16 protein-coding genes are annotated in these 17,993 nt (G+C 45.5%); 15 read left to right on the top strand and 1 reads right to left on the bottom strand.

Annotated elements, in window-relative coordinates; genetic code table 11:
• Positions 1-89: 89 nt before the first annotated feature.
• Positions 90-1,097 carry a hypothetical protein gene (locus RJ60_RS06360; protein WP_102819175.1) on the bottom strand — a complete coding sequence of 336 codons (1,008 nt, stop codon included), beginning with the start codon at positions 1,095-1,097 and terminating at the stop codon, positions 90-92.
• A 738-nt stretch (positions 1,098-1,835) separates the two neighbouring features.
• Here RJ60_RS06360 and RJ60_RS06355 point away from each other — a divergent pair.
• The 15 genes from RJ60_RS06355 to RJ60_RS06260 all read left to right on the top strand — a co-directional run bounded on the left by RJ60_RS06355 (position 1,836) and on the right by RJ60_RS06260 (position 17,944).
• Complete coding sequence (locus RJ60_RS06355) at positions 1,836-3,227, top strand: ATP-binding protein (RefSeq protein ID WP_102819174.1); 1,392 nt, start codon at positions 1,836-1,838, stop codon at positions 3,225-3,227.
• A gap of 783 nt (positions 3,228-4,010) precedes the next feature.
• Entirely contained in the window at positions 4,011-4,382 is a 372-nt protein-coding gene (locus tag RJ60_RS06345; RefSeq protein ID WP_180977946.1) for an AbrB/MazE/SpoVT family DNA-binding domain-containing protein, read from the top strand.
• Positions 4,383-4,682, top strand: a complete 300-nt coding sequence (locus RJ60_RS06340) for a type II toxin-antitoxin system RelE/ParE family toxin (protein WP_102819172.1) — start codon at positions 4,383-4,385, stop codon at positions 4,680-4,682. It abuts the gene before it with no gap.
• A 914-nt stretch (positions 4,683-5,596) separates the two neighbouring features.
• Complete coding sequence (locus RJ60_RS06330) at positions 5,597-5,899, top strand: nucleotidyltransferase family protein (RefSeq protein WP_102819170.1); 303 nt, start codon at positions 5,597-5,599, stop codon at positions 5,897-5,899.
• Positions 5,892-6,239, top strand: coding sequence for a DUF86 domain-containing protein (locus tag RJ60_RS06325; RefSeq protein WP_102819169.1), 348 nt, complete (start codon positions 5,892-5,894; stop codon positions 6,237-6,239). The genes RJ60_RS06330 and RJ60_RS06325 overlap by 8 nt, the downstream gene beginning before the upstream one ends.
• A 790-nt stretch (positions 6,240-7,029) precedes the next feature.
• A complete protein-coding gene (locus RJ60_RS06315; protein WP_102819168.1) occupies positions 7,030-7,407 on the top strand; it encodes an endonuclease domain-containing protein in 378 nt (125 codons plus the stop codon).
• Between the two features lie 741 nt (positions 7,408-8,148).
• Positions 8,149-8,922: a type IV toxin-antitoxin system AbiEi family antitoxin gene (locus RJ60_RS06310; RefSeq protein WP_102819167.1), complete on the top strand. Its 774-nt coding sequence runs from the start codon at positions 8,149-8,151 to the stop codon at positions 8,920-8,922.
• On the top strand, positions 8,909-9,853 hold the full coding sequence (locus tag RJ60_RS06305) for a nucleotidyl transferase AbiEii/AbiGii toxin family protein (protein ID WP_102819166.1): 945 nt from the start codon (positions 8,909-8,911) through the stop codon (positions 9,851-9,853). The genes RJ60_RS06310 and RJ60_RS06305 overlap by 14 nt, the downstream gene beginning before the upstream one ends.
• A gap of 1,329 nt (positions 9,854-11,182) precedes the next feature.
• Positions 11,183-11,830: a winged helix-turn-helix transcriptional regulator gene (locus tag RJ60_RS06290; protein WP_102819163.1), complete on the top strand. Its 648-nt coding sequence runs from the start codon at positions 11,183-11,185 to the stop codon at positions 11,828-11,830.
• 172 nt (positions 11,831-12,002) lie between these two features.
• A complete protein-coding gene (locus tag RJ60_RS06285) occupies positions 12,003-13,301 on the top strand; it encodes a DegT/DnrJ/EryC1/StrS aminotransferase family protein (protein ID WP_102819162.1) in 1,299 nt (432 codons plus the stop codon).
• Positions 13,289-14,251: an ATP-grasp domain-containing protein gene (locus RJ60_RS06280; RefSeq protein WP_102819161.1), complete on the top strand. Its 963-nt coding sequence runs from the start codon at positions 13,289-13,291 to the stop codon at positions 14,249-14,251. The genes RJ60_RS06285 and RJ60_RS06280 overlap by 13 nt, the downstream gene beginning before the upstream one ends.
• Positions 14,245-14,883, top strand: coding sequence for an HAD family hydrolase (locus RJ60_RS06275; RefSeq protein WP_102819160.1), 639 nt, complete (start codon positions 14,245-14,247; stop codon positions 14,881-14,883). Before RJ60_RS06280 ends, RJ60_RS06275 begins: the two co-directional genes overlap by 7 nt.
• 15 nt (positions 14,884-14,898) lie before the next feature.
• A complete protein-coding gene (locus RJ60_RS06270; protein ID WP_102819159.1) occupies positions 14,899-16,203 on the top strand; it encodes a nucleotide sugar dehydrogenase in 1,305 nt (434 codons plus the stop codon).
• Between the two features lie 106 nt (positions 16,204-16,309).
• A complete protein-coding gene (locus tag RJ60_RS06265) occupies positions 16,310-16,693 on the top strand; it encodes a four helix bundle protein (protein ID WP_102819158.1) in 384 nt (127 codons plus the stop codon).
• 108 nt (positions 16,694-16,801) lie between these two features.
• The gene (locus RJ60_RS06260) at positions 16,802-17,944 is read left to right on the top strand and encodes a Gfo/Idh/MocA family protein (protein WP_102819157.1); all 1,143 of its coding nucleotides are present in this window, start codon (positions 16,802-16,804) and stop codon (positions 17,942-17,944) included.
• Positions 17,945-17,993 lie beyond the last annotated feature (49 nt).

The raw sequence follows: 17,993 nt of genomic DNA, 5'->3' as shown, positions 1-17,993 counted from the left end.
ATTAATAGCCAACTATATCTTATAATCAGTTGCCACTACAAAATATAGACAAAAAAATAGCGTCTACGAAACCATGCGGGTTTGAAACGCTATCTTCTCTGTTTTATGGGTTCAAGTGATAAAGTCAAGAACTCGCCCATAATCGAGGGCGACAAAGAATCCTTCTCAATCCTTATAACGCTGTCAAGCCTTAGAGTGACCTCTTCAGGAATCGGCTTAGTATTTGCAACGGTCACAGAAACTCTGTTCCCGCCACTGTCATCAGAAATGTCTCGCAGAATACGCGCAACTTCTTTGTGGCTGATGCGTTTTATAGATGAGAGAAAGGCCCACTGATCATCATAGGGTTCGAAATCTTTATCCAAAAAAACTGTGTTTCCCTCTTTGCGCAACATCCCCTGCAAAGGGAGAGCGATCAGATTACCCAGTCCGCCCTTCGGCATAGTTTCCTGGTTCGGAAAGAACCTGTCGTAAGAACTTAACGAGAGCCTCGGTCGATGTTTCAGGACCTTCGCGAGCAAAGAAAAGCCCATCTTTCTGGCGAGAGACGCCCTAATCGGCTCGCTAAAGAAGAACCAGAGATGACAGCCCTTACCGGATCTCGATCTCTCCAAATACACCGGAACGAAAAAAGCTGCACATGCATTCATGAAGGCACGTGCATCATCCATCCAGCTTTCACCATCTAGATCGGCGGCAACGAACCTGCATGTTTCGTCTTCAATGAGCGGATAAATACCTATCGAGATCTTTCCTGAAAGATGATTGTAGATCACCCGATCAGTAAGCGGCGCGAATTCTCTCGAATCGCACTGAGTGCACTTGATCTGAGGTTTCCTGCAAACGCCCTTCTTCCAGATGTTCTTGCAAACTGGCTGGTACCCGGAAGAACCATCTGCTCCTTCCCATCGAAGTGCATACAAATCCTGCCTGCCGAAGAAAAGAGATCTGTAGAGGGCAATCTTCTCATCAGGCGATGAATAGTGTGATACCTTCGAACTGCCATTTGTTCGGGCTGCCGTCTTCTGTCTCAAACGTTCATTAGCGGCTTCAAGCTCTTCTATTCGTTTCTTCAGTCTCTGGAGATCATTGTCCATAAAGCAACTCCCTCATTTATAGTATACAAAAGATGACCAAAAAGTGCATTAGCCTACTCGTGCGGTTGTCACGAATCAACTCCACTGATTGATGATGTTAAAGCAGAGGTTCTTGACGGCTTTTGCCATGAATTCCAGTTACTGCAAAGCAAATCTGTAACAATAAGATGTTCCTGAAGAATCAACAACGCTCAGGAATTACTTGACATTTACGATCTCAATATAGGAACTATTTATATTGTGTGCAATTAAGAGTCAAGGAAGAAGAGGAGATGAAGAAAGGTTAGTGTCGTTTTTTGAAGATTCATCCGTTTCCACTACGGAGGAATTCTGCGGTACGCTTTCAAGAGATCAGTCCTCCGTGAACAGTCCAAGAACAAGAACCCGATGAACGCTCTAAAACATGGTTCGCCGTTGACCGTTCAAGATCATGAACCCGTTCACCGAAAAGGCCGCTGTACGCTTAAAAGCGGTGAACCCGCTGATCGCTGGTAAGACCCGCTTGTAAAAAACGCTGATCGCTGACGCTGGAGAGAACCGCTGTACGCTGGAAGAGCGGTCCTCCGTCAGCCGTCCAAGAACAAGTATCCGTTCACCGATAAGACCGTCTAGAAAGAGTACTGTCGAGACGTTCGCTGCGCTCACGAGAAGACGCTTTGCAAAAACCGCATTTATGGTGATATAATTAACTCTCGAGTTAGTAACTTACGAGTTAGTAGTTGCGTTGGAGGTTGTTAAATGTTCATCAACAGAGAGAAAGAGCTTGCTTCTCTCAGGAAGCTTAAGGACAGTGGAAAGTTCGAGATGGCCGTTGTATATGGACGTCGAAGAGTGGGTAAGACCACGCTTGTAAGAGAGTTCTCAAAAGAGATCGAAAGCATCTTCTTTGTCTGCGATGAGGTCAACGAGAAAATGATGCTGCGAAACTTCTCGGAAGTCGTTCTCGACCACTTCGGCCACAAAGACACATTATCTCCATTTGAGTCATGGGAAAAGGCGATTAGGTTCGTTGCGTCCAAAGCAAAAGAAAATCGCTTGCTGCTAGTAATAGACGAATACCCATATTTGGCGAATGCGACTAGCTCTTTTCCGTCAGTGCTACAGCGCCTAATAGATAATGAGCTACTAGAAACAAAGCTCTATTTAGTTCTTTGCGGTTCATCTGTGAGTTTCATGGAGAGCGAAGTGCTGGGCAGTAGGAGCCCCTTGTTTGGAAGAAGAACAGCTCAGCTGAGAGTCGAGCCATTCACCTATCGAGAAGCGTCGCTGTTCTTTCCCGAACTGAGCAACGAAGAAAAAATCATCGCGTATGGAATTTTGGGGGGCATCCCGCAGTATCTGCAGAAGTGGAATCAGCATCTTCCATGTGGAGAGAACATCGCAAACAACTTTCTCGATACATCGGCGTATCTTTATGCCGAGCCTAGATTCTTGTTGAGACAGGAACTGCGCGAACCTTCCCTCTACAACAGTATAATAGAATCAATTGCTCAAGGCGCTACGCGCCTGAACGAGATAAGCACAAGGGTAGGAGAGCCTAACGATAAGACTGCAAAGTACATAGCTACACTGCTGAACCTGAACATATTGGGACGAGAAGTGCCCGTTACAGAGAAAAACACTTCACGGAAGGCGATCTACTACATCAGAGACAACCTTTTCAGATTCTGGTACACCTTTGTGTTTCCTAACCTCTCACTTATTGAAACCGGTATGACAGAAGAGCTTCTGGACAAGAAGATCGATAACGGACTCAGCAAGTATCTCGGCCTAGCTTTCGAAAGCGTATGCAGGGACTATTTATTGTACAAAAGTGGCAGGGGAGAACTACCCTTCAGAATTATGAAGTTGGGCAAGTGGTGGGGAAACAACCCGGCAACAAAGAAGGAAGAGGAAATTGACCTTCTTGGTCTGGGAGATAATCAAGTGATAATCGGTGAATGCAAGTGGACCAACGCAAGAATCGGGATAGGCGAACTTGAGAGATTAAAAGATAGGGGATCGATTATCGCTTGCAAAGACAGGATATTCGTCATCTTTTCCAAGAGCGGGTTCACCTCTGATCTGGAAGAACTAGCCGCAAAGGATGCAAGTGTTCACTTGATAACCGTAGACGACCTCTTCGCCTGAAATAGAAATTGGACCTCTTGTGCTTTCATAATGCACAGACCATCGAATCGCCTTTTTCCGGATTCATTGTGTGGAACGAATTACTAAGCACGTTAAGTCTAAATAAAGCGGTATGGCAACTTCGTAGAGGTCGACACTTTCTTCGACCGCTTTGGCGAATCGGCAAGTTCCTTCTCATCCACGATATGAGTCTATTGAGAGGGCCAACAGCCGTTCGCCCCTACAAAAGAATTCAAGAATCGTCTCGTATTGTCATCCCGTGAGTGCTTCTGCACGGGATCTGGGTTTCATTCTTATCGATTTTTCGCACCAAGCTTTCAGCGTCTATTCCGCCCTGCATAGCCGGAACTGGCCTCGCCGAAGGCGAGACTGGCCTTTGCGTAGCAAAGACTGGCCAACGAAGGTGACTGGTACTGAAGATCTTCCCCGCGAAGCGGGCATTGCGACCTGGGCCGTTCTTGCCCAGCCTTGCGTCCATCGATGTTCCTCGGCGCCTTGCGTCTAATCTTGAAGGAGTTTTCATCCCCGCGAAGCGGGCCTTGCGACCTGGCGTGGTCTTCGCCAGCCTTGCGTCCCGGCATGTTCTTCGCCGGCATTGCGTCCGCCGATGCTTTTCGGCGCCTTGCGTCAATCAATTAGCCTCACTTCCCGACAAGTCGGCTTCAGCTCTGTGTTTTTGAAAGAGAAGAGTATAAGAAAACTCTTCTCCACCCAAGACACTTGGTATCTTGGTAAATGATATAATCGAATCGATGAATCTCCAAAGTGAAAGGAGCATACATTATGGCTAGTAGTACAAAAAAGAAGATCGAGGAACGCAAGATAATCCGTGTTTCGGATAAGAGACAGATAACTATCCCTTTGAGGTATTACAAGCTTCTTGGATTTGGACATGAAGCTGAATGTACACTTCAGGAAAATCAGATAGTAATTCGGCCCTTGCAAGAGTCTCGAGAGGAGTTTTCAGAGGAGATACTGGCTGATCTCATTTCAGAAGGATACAATGGCGAAGAGCTTCTTGCAAAATTCAGTGAAATTAGAAGAAAGATAAAGCCGGCGATTGATACGATGATCAAGGAAGCAGATGAAATCGCTGAAGGTAGAAGAGAAAGCCCAACTTTGAGTGAGGTCTTTCCTGAAGAGGGGAATAGATAAGTGTTTGAAGTTCGGTTTTCGAGTGTTGCTCTCAAGTATTTCAAGAAGCTTAAGGAAAGAGAGCTTACGGGAAAATACTACAGAGTCATTCTTGAGATCCGAGATGACCCCTATGCTGGCGAAAAGAAGACCGGCGATCTTTCGGGAGTATACTGCAAGCACTTCATCTACAAGAAGACGAAATATGAAGTTGCTTATCGGATTTACGACGAGACTGGAGTTGTCGTAATCGTTCTGGCTGGAACAAGAGAGAACTTCTACAGACAACTGAAGAATTATGCAAAGCATGATCACTTGTGACGGGTCGGAACGATATGGAATTCTCTGATGACATGCTCAGAAGCTCAATTCTTTGTCATGATTCCATTCCATCACCTGATTTGCATCGAAGAGCCTCTGTAAGCTGCACAGATCCGTTTATTAGAAAACGCGAACCGCTTTGAATAGCAAAGAAAGTGAAAATTGGAACTGACCAGCTCCTAAGGTCTGTCCCATTTTTGCGCCTAAAGAGAACGAGATCCTGGCCTGAACATCGCCAGGATGACGCGAAGGACTGTTATCCCATAGACCCTCCGCTAATGAGCCTGCCACAGAATCCACTCACTTAGCCTGCCCTGAAATGCTCCTGTTCAGGGTCATCCCGTGATGGTTTTGCACGGGATCTGGGTTTCGCCTCATCGATCTCTCTCGCCTAGCTTTCAGCGGATCTTAGTCCACGAAGCCGGAACTAGCCTTTGCTCTTAATACACCCGATCTTCATAACCCGTTTCTGATAAACCGCCCCTAAGAACCCGAATTTCTTAACCCGTTCCTATCAACCCGATCTTTCTAACCCGCACTATGTAACCCTTTCCTAGACTAGGCTCTTCTGCCCGCGTAGCGGAACTGCCCTTGCGAAATGGGTTTTGTGTTCTTGTAGTTTTTCTCGCCACTGCTTGCAGTGACTGGCCTCGCCGAAGGCGAGACTGGCCTTTGCGAAGCAAAGACTGGCCAGGCGGAGCCTGACTGGCTAGTTTTCCTTCCCCGCGAAGCGGGCCTTGCGTCCCCGGATGCTCTTCCGGGCATTGCGACCTGGCATGATCCTTGCCAGCCTTGCGTCCACTGATGCTCCTCAGTGCAATGCGTCCCACCGAAGGTGGCATCCCTTCCTGCCTAAGCCAGCCTTGCATGCGACCTGAACAGCAGGTGTGGTAGAATTCCGGTGAGGTGATATTATGCATGATCTGGAAAGCATTATCGAACTATTGCGGGAAAACCTTCCCGAACTCAAGAATCGATTTTCTGTTTCAAAGATCGGGGTTTTTGGTTCATATGTGAAAGGAAATCAAAGCGACAACAGCGATGTAGATATCTACATAGAGTTTGACAAGGTACCCGGTTTGGAGTTTATGGAGATCGCAGACCATCTTGAACGTATCGTACAGAACAAGGTCGATCTGCTTACGCCTTCTGGGTTAAAGAGCATACGAAACAGCCGAATTAGGCAGGATATCGAGAAGTCAATAACATATGTCTAAAAGAGAAATCAGGGCGATCCTTGAGGATATTATCGATTGCATAGAGCGGATTGCAATCTATGTTGGGAATATGTCATATGATGAATTCATGGCCGATTCGAAAACACAGGATGCGGTGATCAGAAACCTAGAGATAATTGGAGAAGCAGTAAAACAACTCCCAAAAAACTTCACAAACGCTCACAATGACATTCCCTGGAGAGAGATATCCGGCACGAGAGACCGACTTATTCATGACTATTCTGGTGTTAACTATGACATAGTATGGGTAGTTATTGCAAATGACTTGCCTTCTCTTCGACCGAGGCTGCTTGAAATACTTCAGAGCGAGGAAACCTGAGGCGAATTGCCGAACTTGATCTTCACCAATTGAGTTTTTTTACGCCAAGAATCGAGATCCTGGCCTGAAGCGCGCTAGGATGACGTGAAGTAACACAAAACTGTCATCCCGATATGAAACTGATCGGGATCTAGTTCTTTGAAAAACGGTTCCGAAAACCTGCTGAACACTTTGAAGAACCAACGAAGCGAAAATAGGGACTGACAGCTCAGTAAGAACCGCTGCACGCTGGAAGAGCCGCTGTACGCTGCTCAAAACAACGTTGTCCGTCAACGGTCCACCGTCCACCGAGAAGACAGTTTCAAGAGACTTAGAGAGTTTCCAGAGCATTCGGTTCATTCTTTCAGCTTTTTCTTCGATTTCGTCCAGTTGATTATCTTTCAAATAGCCGAACTCAGCAGAAATCTCCAGCTGGGCCACTGTCTCGTTCAGAAAACCCGCTTTGCGTTGCCCGCTGAACGCTGTGAAGAGCCGCTGTACGCTTAAAAGCGGTGAACCCGCTGATCGCTGCTCAAAACAACGTTGTCCGTCAACGGTCCGCCAGGTTCTCTTGCTCTTTCCTACCGAACCCGCTACCCCCAACCCCGGCCTTTTGCTTTCCCTTCGACCCCCAAAGGTTGGACACGAAGTGTCGGAACGATGAACCGCTCTTTTGCTCTTGAACTTAATCCCCGCTTGAGGGGGACACTCTCCCGAAAGGGGAGTAAACAGCTCGGCCTCACAAGGTCTGTACTTACACCGCGCCATCTCTTGACCCTACCCATGTTCTTCAATTGCATGGGTGATTGCTGTGACGGATTATCCAACTTATGAACATAATTTGAAAGCCTTAGCCTCAACACTTGGAAAGAACGGAACGCTTGGAGAAGTACTTCTCTGGCAACAACTTAAGAAAAGGCAGGTCGAGGGTTACAGATTCACGAGACAGAAGCCTATAGGCAGATACATTGTCGATTTCTTTTGTAAGGAATTGAGGCTTGTAATTGAAGTGGACGGCGGTTCTCATGACATCAGGGGCGAAGAAGATAGAAAGAGACAGAAAGAACTTGAAGGAATGGGCTTAATTGTTATCCGAGTGTCTGAAAAAGATGTTCGTTACAACATTCAAGGTGTCTTGGAAGGAATTAGACAGAAGCTTCTGCAAATTGCACAAAAAGAACATAGCTAATAGAGAGCAGCGAAACTACTAACCGTGTCGCTTCACCGAATGAAGTTTTTTCTTTCTGACCAGGCAACGTCAACTTGTGTTGCAGTAGACTCTTTTAACTTCTGATCTCTTGGATCTCGATCTTGCGAATTAGTGCACACCCTCCGCCACTTCGTGGCCCTCCTCCCTCAAGGGAGGACTTAAGATCAAGATCATCAGGAGCTAAACACAGCATGTATTGTTGGGGAGAAGAAGCATCATTAAATCTCTTATTATCACCGTGATTTATCGGTAATGATAAATGAAGCAAGGGAGGATTTAAGATCAAGATCATCTGGAGCTAAACACAGCATGTATTGTTAGGGAGAAGAAGCATCATATGATCTCTTATTATCACCGTGATTTATCGGTAATGATAAATGTAGCAAGGGAGGATTTAAGATCAGGATCATCTGGAGCTAAACACAGCATGTATTGTTAGGGAGAAGAAGCATCATTAAATCTCTTATTATCACCCTTGATTTATCGGTAATGATAAATGTAGCAAGGGAGGATTTAAGATCAGGATCATCAGGAGTGAAATGCACCATATATTGTCAAGGAATGAGCATCATAGGATTCTCATTAACGCCATAATCTCTGCCTCTGGATTGTTGGTCGTGCAACCTAAGAGCCGAAAACCATTCATGTTTCATTTGATGCTTACAAGTGTTAATAGAATGCCAGTAATATGCTAGAATTAAAATACTGAAGGTGATGAACGTGAAATACTACGAGCAACTTGCAAGGTTGGGGGTTTTCACAAAGAGCGACGTGGAAAAACTTGTCGGAAAAAGCGAGACGGCTGATTCTCTGCTGCAAAACTACAAGAAGCGCGGCTTAATTGAGCAAGTCAAGCGAAATCTATATGTGACAAGAAGCCTGGAGACCGGGCAGGCGATAGTTGGCCGATATAGAATCGCATCGAAGATCAAGCCGCAATCTTATATTACGCATCACTCTGCTTACGAGTACTACGGGTATGCCAACCAAGTCTATTATGAGGTATATGTGAGCGCACAGACGAAGTTCTCTGAGTTTACCTTTGATGATGTGAGATATCGTTTTATATCCCCGCGAATACTTGAAGGAGTTGTCATGAATCCAGATGGTGTGAGAACAACAGACAAGGAGAGGACCACACTTGACAGCATCAATGACTTTGAGAGGATAGGAGGTCTTGAAGAACTGCTTCGCTGCTTGGACGCTGTTCCCTCACTCAGTGAAAGCAAATTGGTATCTTATCTGGGTCAATATAGCAAGAGATTTCTTTATCAAAAGACTGGATACATACTGGGGCATTTTCAGAGCAAATTTCGCCTATCTGAAGGGTTCTTCGAGCTATGTGAACTGGCGAAAGGCAAGAGTGTCAGGTACTTCTATAACGCTATTCGGTATGAATCACCAACTTACGATTCCAGATGGAACCTCTTCGTTCCGGAAGATCTCATGGCGATAATCTCGAAAGGAGTAAGAGACACGGGTGAAATACGATAAACGAACCATCGGGCAACTCGCGTCAGAATTGGGTTTTGTCCGTGATACATACGAGAAAACACTGAGATTAGTCGAGGTACTTCAATTCATAGACTCGGATACGCTTTTATCGGAATCTCTTGCTCTGAAGGGCGGAACGGCAATCAACCTAATGATCATGCAGCTTCCGCGACTGTCGGCTGATATAGACCTTGACTACTGCAGAAGCCTATCCAGGGATACCATGATTGAAGATCGGAGTGTCATTATAGATAAGATCATCCTCTTCATGAAGGCCAGCGATTACAAACATAGCGACAAATCAAAGCGTCACTATTCTCTCGAATCACACGTTTTCGAATATGCGAATTCTGGAGGAGCAAGAGATAATATCAAGATCGAGATCAACTTCTCTATGAGAGTTCATGTACTACCTCTTGAAATCAGAAGAACTACGATTCCCGGAGTTGTTCAAGAAGTACGAAGTCGGTGTGTAAGTCCCATAGAAATACTTTCAAACAAAATAGTTGCTCTACTGACAAGAGGAGCGGCTCGTGATCTCTATGATGTTAATAAGATGATCTCCGTTCTTTCTTTGACTGAAAGAGACAAGGAACTACTTAGAAAATGCGCCCTCTTCTATTTTACGATCGGCAATACTGGCATTCCTGAAAGTCTCGATTTAGGAGCGCATAAGAGTATTTCAAAGTACCGAATACGCACCGAGTTACTGCCGGTGCTTCGGAGGGCAGAGAAAATTGATCTTGATGAAATGCTTTGTTCGGTGGAAAGATTTCTTTCGGAACTACTTGTTTTCACTGGGAAAGAGAAAGCGTTTATAGATAAGTTCAGGAAGCATGAATATGATCCTGAACTATTATTCGATGAAAGCGAAATTGTCGAGAGAATAAGATCCCACCCGATGGCGCTATGGAAAACAAACGAGGCTTGAAGAGAGAATGAAGGGCGAGACGCTGAAAGAATTTCAGATGACGGGATAACGAGCGGGTATAGAGTGTAGGGTCTCCATTTTTCTTCTGGGCAGAAGCGATTTACTCGGCAGTCATCCCGTAGAGCCTGTCCTAAATCCACTTACCTGGTCATCCCGTGATGTATTTGCACGGGATCTCGCCATGAAGATCCGCTATACGCTTAAAAACAAGGACCCGCTGAGCGCTGTTCAAAACAACGTTGTCCGTCAACGGTCCAGAGAGAGGCCGCTGTACGCTTAAAAGCGGTGAACCCGCTGAACGCTGGTAAGACCCGCTGTACGCTTAAGAGCAGAAAACCCGTTGTGCGCTGTGGAGAACCGTCCTTCGTGACTCGTCCCAGATCATGGACCCGTCCTTCGCTGAGACCCAAGCCCAGATCCTGAACAGGAGCACTTCAGGATGACGTGAAGGACTGTCATCCCGTGATGAACTTGCACGGGATCTCGCCATGAAGATCCGCTATACGCTTAAAAACATGAACCCGCTGAACGCTGGTAAGAACCGCTTGTAAAAAAACGGTGATCGCTGTGGAGAACCGTCCTTCGTGACTCGTCCCAGATCATGGACCCGTCGTTCGCTGAGACCCAAGCCCAGATCCTGAACAGGAGCACTTCAGGATGACGTGAAGGACTGTCATCCCGTGATTCTTCTGCACGGGATCTCGCCATGAAGATCCGTTATACGCCAGAAGTTCCGCTGTGCGCTTAAAAACAAGGACCCGCTGAGCGCTGATGAAAACAAAACTGTCCGTCAACGGTCCACAGTCCACCGAGAAGAGCATTTCAAGAGACTTATAGAGTTTATTGGCTTTTGCTCTTACAACTTACAACTTGCATCATGGAACTTGCAACTGATGCGCTTTTCGGAGAACGCAGAACCGATAACGGATAACCTTTTCTTATTCAACTTGCAACTTGTCACTTGCAACTGTTTCAAAGATCTAGATCCTGGCCTGAACCACGCCAGGATGAGTTGAAGTAAGAAATGAGCGTCATCCCGTAGAGCCTGCCCTGATGTGCACCTGTTCAGGGTACCTGCACGGGCTCTCGCTCTTGCCAAACCGAGACGCCACACCCGAAACCCGTTCCTCGCCTCTGTCAATACGTACTCCTCTCGTTATCTCACAATTGCCCGTTCTCATCCTCTCACGGCCGAAGCGAGTTCTCTCTTGTTCTCCGTACTTATCACCGTAATGCATCATAATTAAATCTACTCAAGAGAGATTACTTGACTTATGAACAATCGAGTTGTTATAATTCTTTCAGTGAATGAATAATAAAGGAGCGACTATGGATCTTTCCGAGTTTTCGTTTTTCAATCCGTCTCCCAATTTCAGAGAGATGAGTATTCTGAAGGCCCTGACTGAGAGTTCTTCCCTCTCCCAGGAGAGGCTTGCCCGAATTGCCGGTATTGTTCCCAGTATGGTCAACAAGTATATAAAAGACTTCGAAGACTCCGGCCTTATAAGCAAAGAGGGCGACAACCGAAGGAACATGCGATACGAGCTGACTGAAGCCGGGAAGTTCAGGCTGCAGTATCTGACTATTCTTTATCTCAAAGAAGCGGCCAAGCTCTACACCGAATCGAGAGAGATATTTGGAGAGGTTCTCGACACGATCAAAGAGAGTGAACACGAAAGCTTCTATCTTTATGGAGCGGGAATAATCGGAGGCATTCTTGCGGACGTCCTCAGAACCGAAGGAGTCAAGATAATCGGTTTCATCGACGATTCGCAAGCGAAGCAAAACGGAACATTCCACGATCTTCATGTGTCTTCACCCGAAGAAGCAAAGAGCAATGAGGAAACCGCGATGATCGTTGCGTCATTCAGACATGCAAACAACATAGTCAAGAACGCAAAAGAAAACGGAATGAAAAACGTCATGGTATTCACAATATCCAAATTAGGCAAAGTTGAACTAGAAGAGCTTGTGTAACGAGAAAAATCATTTTCGAGAGGGCGAGAAGAAGAGAGTTACGTTCCTGAGGTAAATTATCGGCGTAGATCTCCAATAAGGAGATTGTGATTCTAATCTCCTCGTCCGTTTGAAATCTCGGCTCCATCTTCTCCAAGTACAGGCGTCCTCTCGACAGAAACATGGAGGTTCTATGGATATACCACTATTCGATTTGACAAGGCAATACGATGAGTTAAGAGAAGAGGTTCTCCAGGAGATAGACGAGGCTCTTCTAGGCGGAAGGGTGATTTTAGGTGAAGCTGTACGAGAGCTGGAACGAAGCGTAGCCGATCTAATTGGAGCAAAGCATGCGATTGGAGTCGCAAATGGATCGGACGCCCTTCTCATAGCAGTGGCCGCTCTCGGAATAGGCCCCGGAGACTATGTAATTACGACTCCCTATACCTTCTTCGCAACGGTCAGTTGTATTACCAGAAACGGCGCCACCCCTCTTTTCGCAGATATCGACCCGGTAACATACAATATCGACCTTGACAAGGTTGAAGAACTGCTGCAAACCCATCCTGAAAGAGAAAAGATCAAAGCGATAATCCCGGTTCATCTCTTCGGCCAGTCTATGAATCTTGAGAGACTCCAGAACATAAGAGAGATATACGGAGTTAAGATAATCGAAGACTGCGCACAGTCGATTGGGGCAAGATGGAACCATCCAGACGGGTCTACTATTATGACAGGCTCGATCGGAGATTTGTCGACCTTCTCTTTCTTTCCGACGAAGAACCTGGGTGCCTATGGCGACGGCGGGATGATCACAACAGATGACGACGAACTCGCGGCATTCTGCAGAAGCTACAGGGTCCATGGCTCACCCGTGAAATACGTTCATGAAATGATAGGCATAAACTCGAGACTGGACGAACTCCAGGCCATAGTTCTGAATATAAAGCTGAAACACCTGGAAGAATATGAAAGAAGAAGAATTAAAATAGCCGAGAAGTATCAAGCCGAGATGATAAAGAACGGCTTGAACGTTGTATGTTGTAGGTTGTCGGTTGTGGGTAAAGATAGTTCTCTTTCGAACAACGCACAACCCACAACCCACAACGATGTCGTAATTCACTGCCCCTCTGTTCCTTATTCGGCGGACGGTGAACCGGCGACGGCTAACGATTATCGCTTCTCTCACGTCTTCCATCAGTATGTGGTGAGATTTGAAGGCTTCAGTAGAGAAGAGAGAGACAGCCTGAGAGATTATCTGGCAAGTAACGGTATCGGCACATCGATCTACTATCCCATGGGCCTGCACCAGCAGAAGTGCTTTGAGTACCTCGGTTATAAGACGGGGGAATTTCCCGTGACCGAGAAGGCCTGTGAAGAGACACTTGCCCTACCGATATTCCCTGAAATGACGGACGAAGAGATTGAGTACTGTGTCAAAAGAACAAAGGATATCTTAGTTTTGAGGAGTTCTTGCATATGCGAATCCTAATAGGGTGCTGCGGTGGACTAACCGGAACTTACCTTTCAAGACATATTCATGACCTTAGTTGGATAGAAGAAAAGAGCGTGCTTGGGTTTGATGTGTCTGACAAGAATCCTACCAAGTACTTCTTGGATGAACTCTTTGTTCTTCCTCCAGTGGATTCTGACGGTTTCGTTGAATCCCTAATATATCTACTTAATAGCGAGAGAATAGACATTTACATTCCCACTCACTCCGCAGAAGGATTTGTTGTTTCTAGAGAGTCTGATAGGATTAGAAAACTTACAAGAACAAACTTTATGATAAGTCCCCTTCAAACTTATGAGGCATTAGATAATAAGGAGAATCTCTATAACAACCTGGACGAACTAGGAATTGACACCCCAAAGAGATTCCAAGAGGACATCGCTGATTTCTTCTTACCACTTTTCATTAAACCCATTCGTGGAAGCGGCAGTAAAAACACTAGGATCATTAGCAATCGCGAAGAGCTGAGATGGATCGAAAAACTAAAGGAAGACTATCTTGTCACAGAGTATCTACAAGGAAAAGAGTATACAGTAGATACATACTTTTCTCTTGAAGGAAGATTACTAGGCCTCAATCAACGCATTCGAGTTAAAAATCTTGGAGGAGCTGCTATAATAACTGAAAACAATTACGACATAGAAGTGACCTCACTAATAGAAACAATCTCCAGAAGATACACAATTATTGGTCCCGCGAATTTCCAGTTTTTCTTAACAGACAATTCTCGAATAGTATTCACGGATGTGAACCTTAGGTTTGCCTCTGGAGGATTACCTTTGACAATTAAAAGTGGTCTCGATATACCTGAGATCATGCTCAAGGAGCTTTCTGGAATGAAGATTGAATCCAACGAATGTGTGATTGACAAAAAGCACCGAATCATGTTCAGATACTTTTCAGAGATTTTTGAGGAACCGCAATGCTGATACTGGATTTCGACGGAACCATAACAGATGTTTGGTACAGGTTCTATCGAGTCTTCCAGGATTACTGGAATATCCAAGGCCTGACTTTTGATCAATACAAAACATGTAAGAAGGTCTTAACTGATGACAAGAACCTCCTAGTTCATTTAACACGTGAACCTGAGAGGCTTGGATCCTATGAAGTTTACAGGGAATTCAAGAGAGAATCACTTGAAAAGCAGGACTATCTCGCCTATGATGTGCTCATTCTTGATAGTACTCTGCTTGAGAAGATCAGTGACTACATAGTTCTGACCTACAGACGAAGTGAAAAGAATTACCTCTCACAGCTAAAGAACCTCGGTTTGTATGATCTTTTTTTTGATAGATCAGTTATTCTAGATCCTGAAAAGCAAATAACAAAGAAGGAATGGTTACTCAAAAACATCTCATTAAAGGAATTCGATATGGGTCGTGTAGGAATCATCGGTGATTCTGAAGCTGACCTAGAAGCTGGTTTGTCTATTGGAGCAGAAGTCTTCTTGGTCAAAACGGGGCTTAGAGAAGCCGAAAGACTTCTTGAAGGGGTTTCCAAATCAGATGGAGTGACAATCGTCAGAAATGTGAATGGCTTTCTACAAACTTGGAGTTAATCAAGGAGGTCAAAAATGTTAAAAGAGCTTATAATTAATAGATCAGCAGTAATAGGAGTAATAGGTCTGGGCTACGTTGGTCTGCCCCTGGCTGTTGAGAAGGCCAAGGCTGGATACAAGGTTATTGGTTTCGATATCCAGGAAAGCAAAGTCCAGATGGTAAATGAAGGTCATAACTACATTGGCGATGTTGTGAACGCGGATCTGGAAAAGATCGTTTCAGATGGTCATCTTCGGGCGACGTCTGATTTCGATGAACTCTCTGGCTGCGACGTCATAGCTATTTGTGTTCCCACTCCCCTTGACGTCTTCAAGCAACCGGATCTTACATACGTAATCAAATCGACCGAAGACGTTGCAAAGAGACTCCACAAAGACATGCTCGTGGTACTCGAATCAACGACATATCCGGGAACGACAGAAGATGTCATGAAACCTATCCTCGAAGAAACCGGCCTTGTATGTGGAAACGACTTCTACTTGGCGTTCAGTCCCGAGAGAGTCGACCCGGGAAACCTCAGGTTCAAGACGAAGAACACTCCGAAAGTCGTCGGAGGAGTAGGCCCAGAATCGACCGAGATGGCTAAGCTTTTGTATGAATCTGTCTTGGACGCCGAAGTCTTTGTTGTTTCATCTCCGAAAGAGGCGGAAATGACGAAGATACTCGAGAACACATTCAGAATAGTCAACATTGCCTTAATTAACGAAATGGCAGTCGTTGCCGACAAGATGGGAATCAATATCTGGGACGTAATCAATGCCGCTTCCACAAAACCTTTCGGATTCATGCCCTTCTTCCCCGGTCCTGGAGTCGGCGGCCACTGCATCCCCATCGACCCCTTCTATCTCACGTATATTGCCCGCAAGTATGACTATCATACTCGCCTCATTGAGCTCTCCGGAGAGATAAACGATTCTATGCCCGAATATGTAGTAACTAGAATCATGAAGGCATTGAACGAACGAGGCAAATGTATGAATGGAGCCAAGGTTGTCATGCTCGGAATCGCATACAAAGAAGACATCGAAGACATGAGAGAGTCACCGGCGCTCAAAGTCCTCGAACACCTCGAGAAAAACCATGCCCACGTCTCTGTTGTAGATCCTTATGTCCCCGAATTCATGTGGGAGGGAAAGACCATGAAGACTGTCAACCTCACCGAAGATCTGATCATAGGATCCGACGTCGTCTTAATAACAACGGCTCACAAAAAACTCATAAACTATCCGATGATAGTCAAGAACGCGAAATACATCTTCGATGCGAAAAACGTCTTGAAAAAAATGGGAATCACAGCAATAAACATTGAAGCTCTTTAGGAACCGTTGTTCGTTGTGCGTTGTAGGTTGTTGGTGAAAAGCGATACTTTCGAGAAGGCGAGGAGCATCGCCGAGAGTAAGAGAGAAAGGAGAGAAGAAGGTAAGAATGGCTTTTTTCGAAATGGAGATTTACGAAGTGTCAATGAGCTTTGTTGAGAGCGTCTACAAGCTAACAAGGAGCTTTCCAGAAGAAGAGAGATACTGTCTTGTTTCGCAGATGAGAAGAGCAGCTGTATCTATACCGTCGAACATCGCTGAAGGCAATGGTAGGGGCCACTCGAAAGAATATTTGCATTTTCTATATAACGCGAGAGGATCACTAATGGAACTAAGAACTCAAATCGATATTTCAAAGAGACTTGGATATCTCAACGAGGTTGATTACTCAAGTCTGACAGAGAGTTATGAAGGACTGAGAAGGATGCTGATGAATCTAATCTCGTCAATTAGAAGGAAGAGTGTTTCAACATCAGGCCTAAAGGAAAAATGATGCTAGAAGAGATGATCTTTTCCCACTGGTCTTTTCTCGACACGAAGTGTCGTCTCGCCTTCTCGACGGTGCTCTTTCTCGATACCCCAAAACGATTGGAGTGACCACATGAAAAAACTAACCGCCGCCCTAATTGGTTGCGGAAGAATCGGAACAAAGAAACACATAGAGGCCTTTGCAGCCAACAGTGATCTAATCGATCTCGTTGCAGTCTGTGATCTGGTGCCGGAGAAAGCCGAGAGAGCTGCAGAAGAATATATGAAGAGACAGGAGATATCGCTTGTTCGCGGAGAAAAAGAGAGAATAAGAGAGAAAAAAGATACCCAGCACGGCCAAGAAATAGACTCTTCCTCTCCAGCATCCGAGTGTGATCTCCAACGTCCAGTCGTAATCTCCGACTACAAAGACTTACTCTCGACAAATATCCACTTCGTCACCATCGCCACCGAAAGCGGGAATCATTACAAGAACACTATAGATTTTCTTTCGGCGGGAAAGCATGTTCTCGTTGAAAAGCCTATGGCACTATCTTCAGAGCACATGGACGAAATGATAGCCCTATCGAGAGAAAAGAAGTTGAAACTCGCCGTCTGTGTTCAGAACAGGTTTAACCCTCCCGTTCAGGAGCTGAGAAAAGCGATCGATTCCGGTAAATTTGGAAGAGTCTTCACCGCAACTGCACGAATTCTCTGGAACAGAAACGAAGAGTACTACAAACAAGCCAGCTGGAGAGGAACATGGGCGATGGATGGCGGAACGATCATGAACCAGTGCGCGCACAACATAGACCTTCTCCAGTGGATGCTTGGAGGGGAAGTCCAAGAGATATTTGCAATGACCGAGAACTACAATCATCCATATATTGAGACAGAGGACTTTGGAGCCGCGATTGTTAGATTCAAGAACGGATCAATTGGTATAATCGAAGGAACGGCAAATGTATATCCGAAGAATCTGGAAGAGACTCTCTCTGTCTTCGGTGAAAAGGGAACAGTTGTCCTCGGTGGACTGGCAGTAAACAAGATCCAGACCTGGAGATTCGAAGGTGAGGATTCACACCCTTTCATGAATCTTCCAGACCCGGAAACGGTTTATGGCTCTGGTCATATAACGGCCTTTGAAGACTTCGCCAGGGCAATCATCGAAGATCGCGAGCCTTTTGTCAATGGAGAAGAAGGCAAGAAGTCCGTGGAAATCATTCTTGGAATATACAAATCGGCAAGAGAGGGAGCGCCGGTTAGATTCGGATAATATCTATTACATCTATGGACAGAATCTTTCAGATACAATGCATCGCGAA

This window comes from Mesotoga sp. B105.6.4 (genome assembly GCF_002896535.1).
In the GTDB taxonomy this organism is placed as follows: Bacteria; Thermotogota; Thermotogae; order Petrotogales; family Kosmotogaceae; genus Mesotoga.
Note: the sequence above shows the minus strand (reverse complement) of the source record. Positions and strands in the feature narration are given on the sequence as shown.

What these genes read in the sequence shown, in the direction of transcription:
- RJ60_RS06360 (WP_102819175.1), bottom strand. Translation starts at nt 1,097, where the DNA reads ATGGACAATGATCTCCAGAGACTGAAGAAACGAATAGAAGAGCTTGAA.
- RJ60_RS06355 (WP_102819174.1), top strand. Translation starts at nt 1,836, where the DNA reads ATGTTCATCAACAGAGAGAAAGAGCTTGCTTCTCTCAGGAAGCTTAAG.
- RJ60_RS06345 (WP_180977946.1), top strand. Translation starts at nt 4,011, where the DNA reads ATGGCTAGTAGTACAAAAAAGAAGATCGAGGAACGCAAGATAATCCGT.
- RJ60_RS06330 (WP_102819170.1), top strand. Translation starts at nt 5,597, where the DNA reads ATGCATGATCTGGAAAGCATTATCGAACTATTGCGGGAAAACCTTCCC.
- RJ60_RS06325 (WP_102819169.1), top strand. Translation starts at nt 5,892, where the DNA reads ATGTCTAAAAGAGAAATCAGGGCGATCCTTGAGGATATTATCGATTGC.
- RJ60_RS06290 (WP_102819163.1), top strand. Translation starts at nt 11,183, where the DNA reads ATGGATCTTTCCGAGTTTTCGTTTTTCAATCCGTCTCCCAATTTCAGA.
- RJ60_RS06285 (WP_102819162.1), top strand. Translation starts at nt 12,003, where the DNA reads ATGGATATACCACTATTCGATTTGACAAGGCAATACGATGAGTTAAGA.
- RJ60_RS06280 (WP_102819161.1), top strand. Translation starts at nt 13,289, where the DNA reads ATGCGAATCCTAATAGGGTGCTGCGGTGGACTAACCGGAACTTACCTT.
- RJ60_RS06275 (WP_102819160.1), top strand. Translation starts at nt 14,245, where the DNA reads ATGCTGATACTGGATTTCGACGGAACCATAACAGATGTTTGGTACAGG.
- RJ60_RS06270 (WP_102819159.1), top strand. Translation starts at nt 14,899, where the DNA reads ATGTTAAAAGAGCTTATAATTAATAGATCAGCAGTAATAGGAGTAATA.
- RJ60_RS06265 (WP_102819158.1), top strand. Translation starts at nt 16,310, where the DNA reads ATGGCTTTTTTCGAAATGGAGATTTACGAAGTGTCAATGAGCTTTGTT.
- RJ60_RS06260 (WP_102819157.1), top strand. Translation starts at nt 16,802, where the DNA reads ATGAAAAAACTAACCGCCGCCCTAATTGGTTGCGGAAGAATCGGAACA.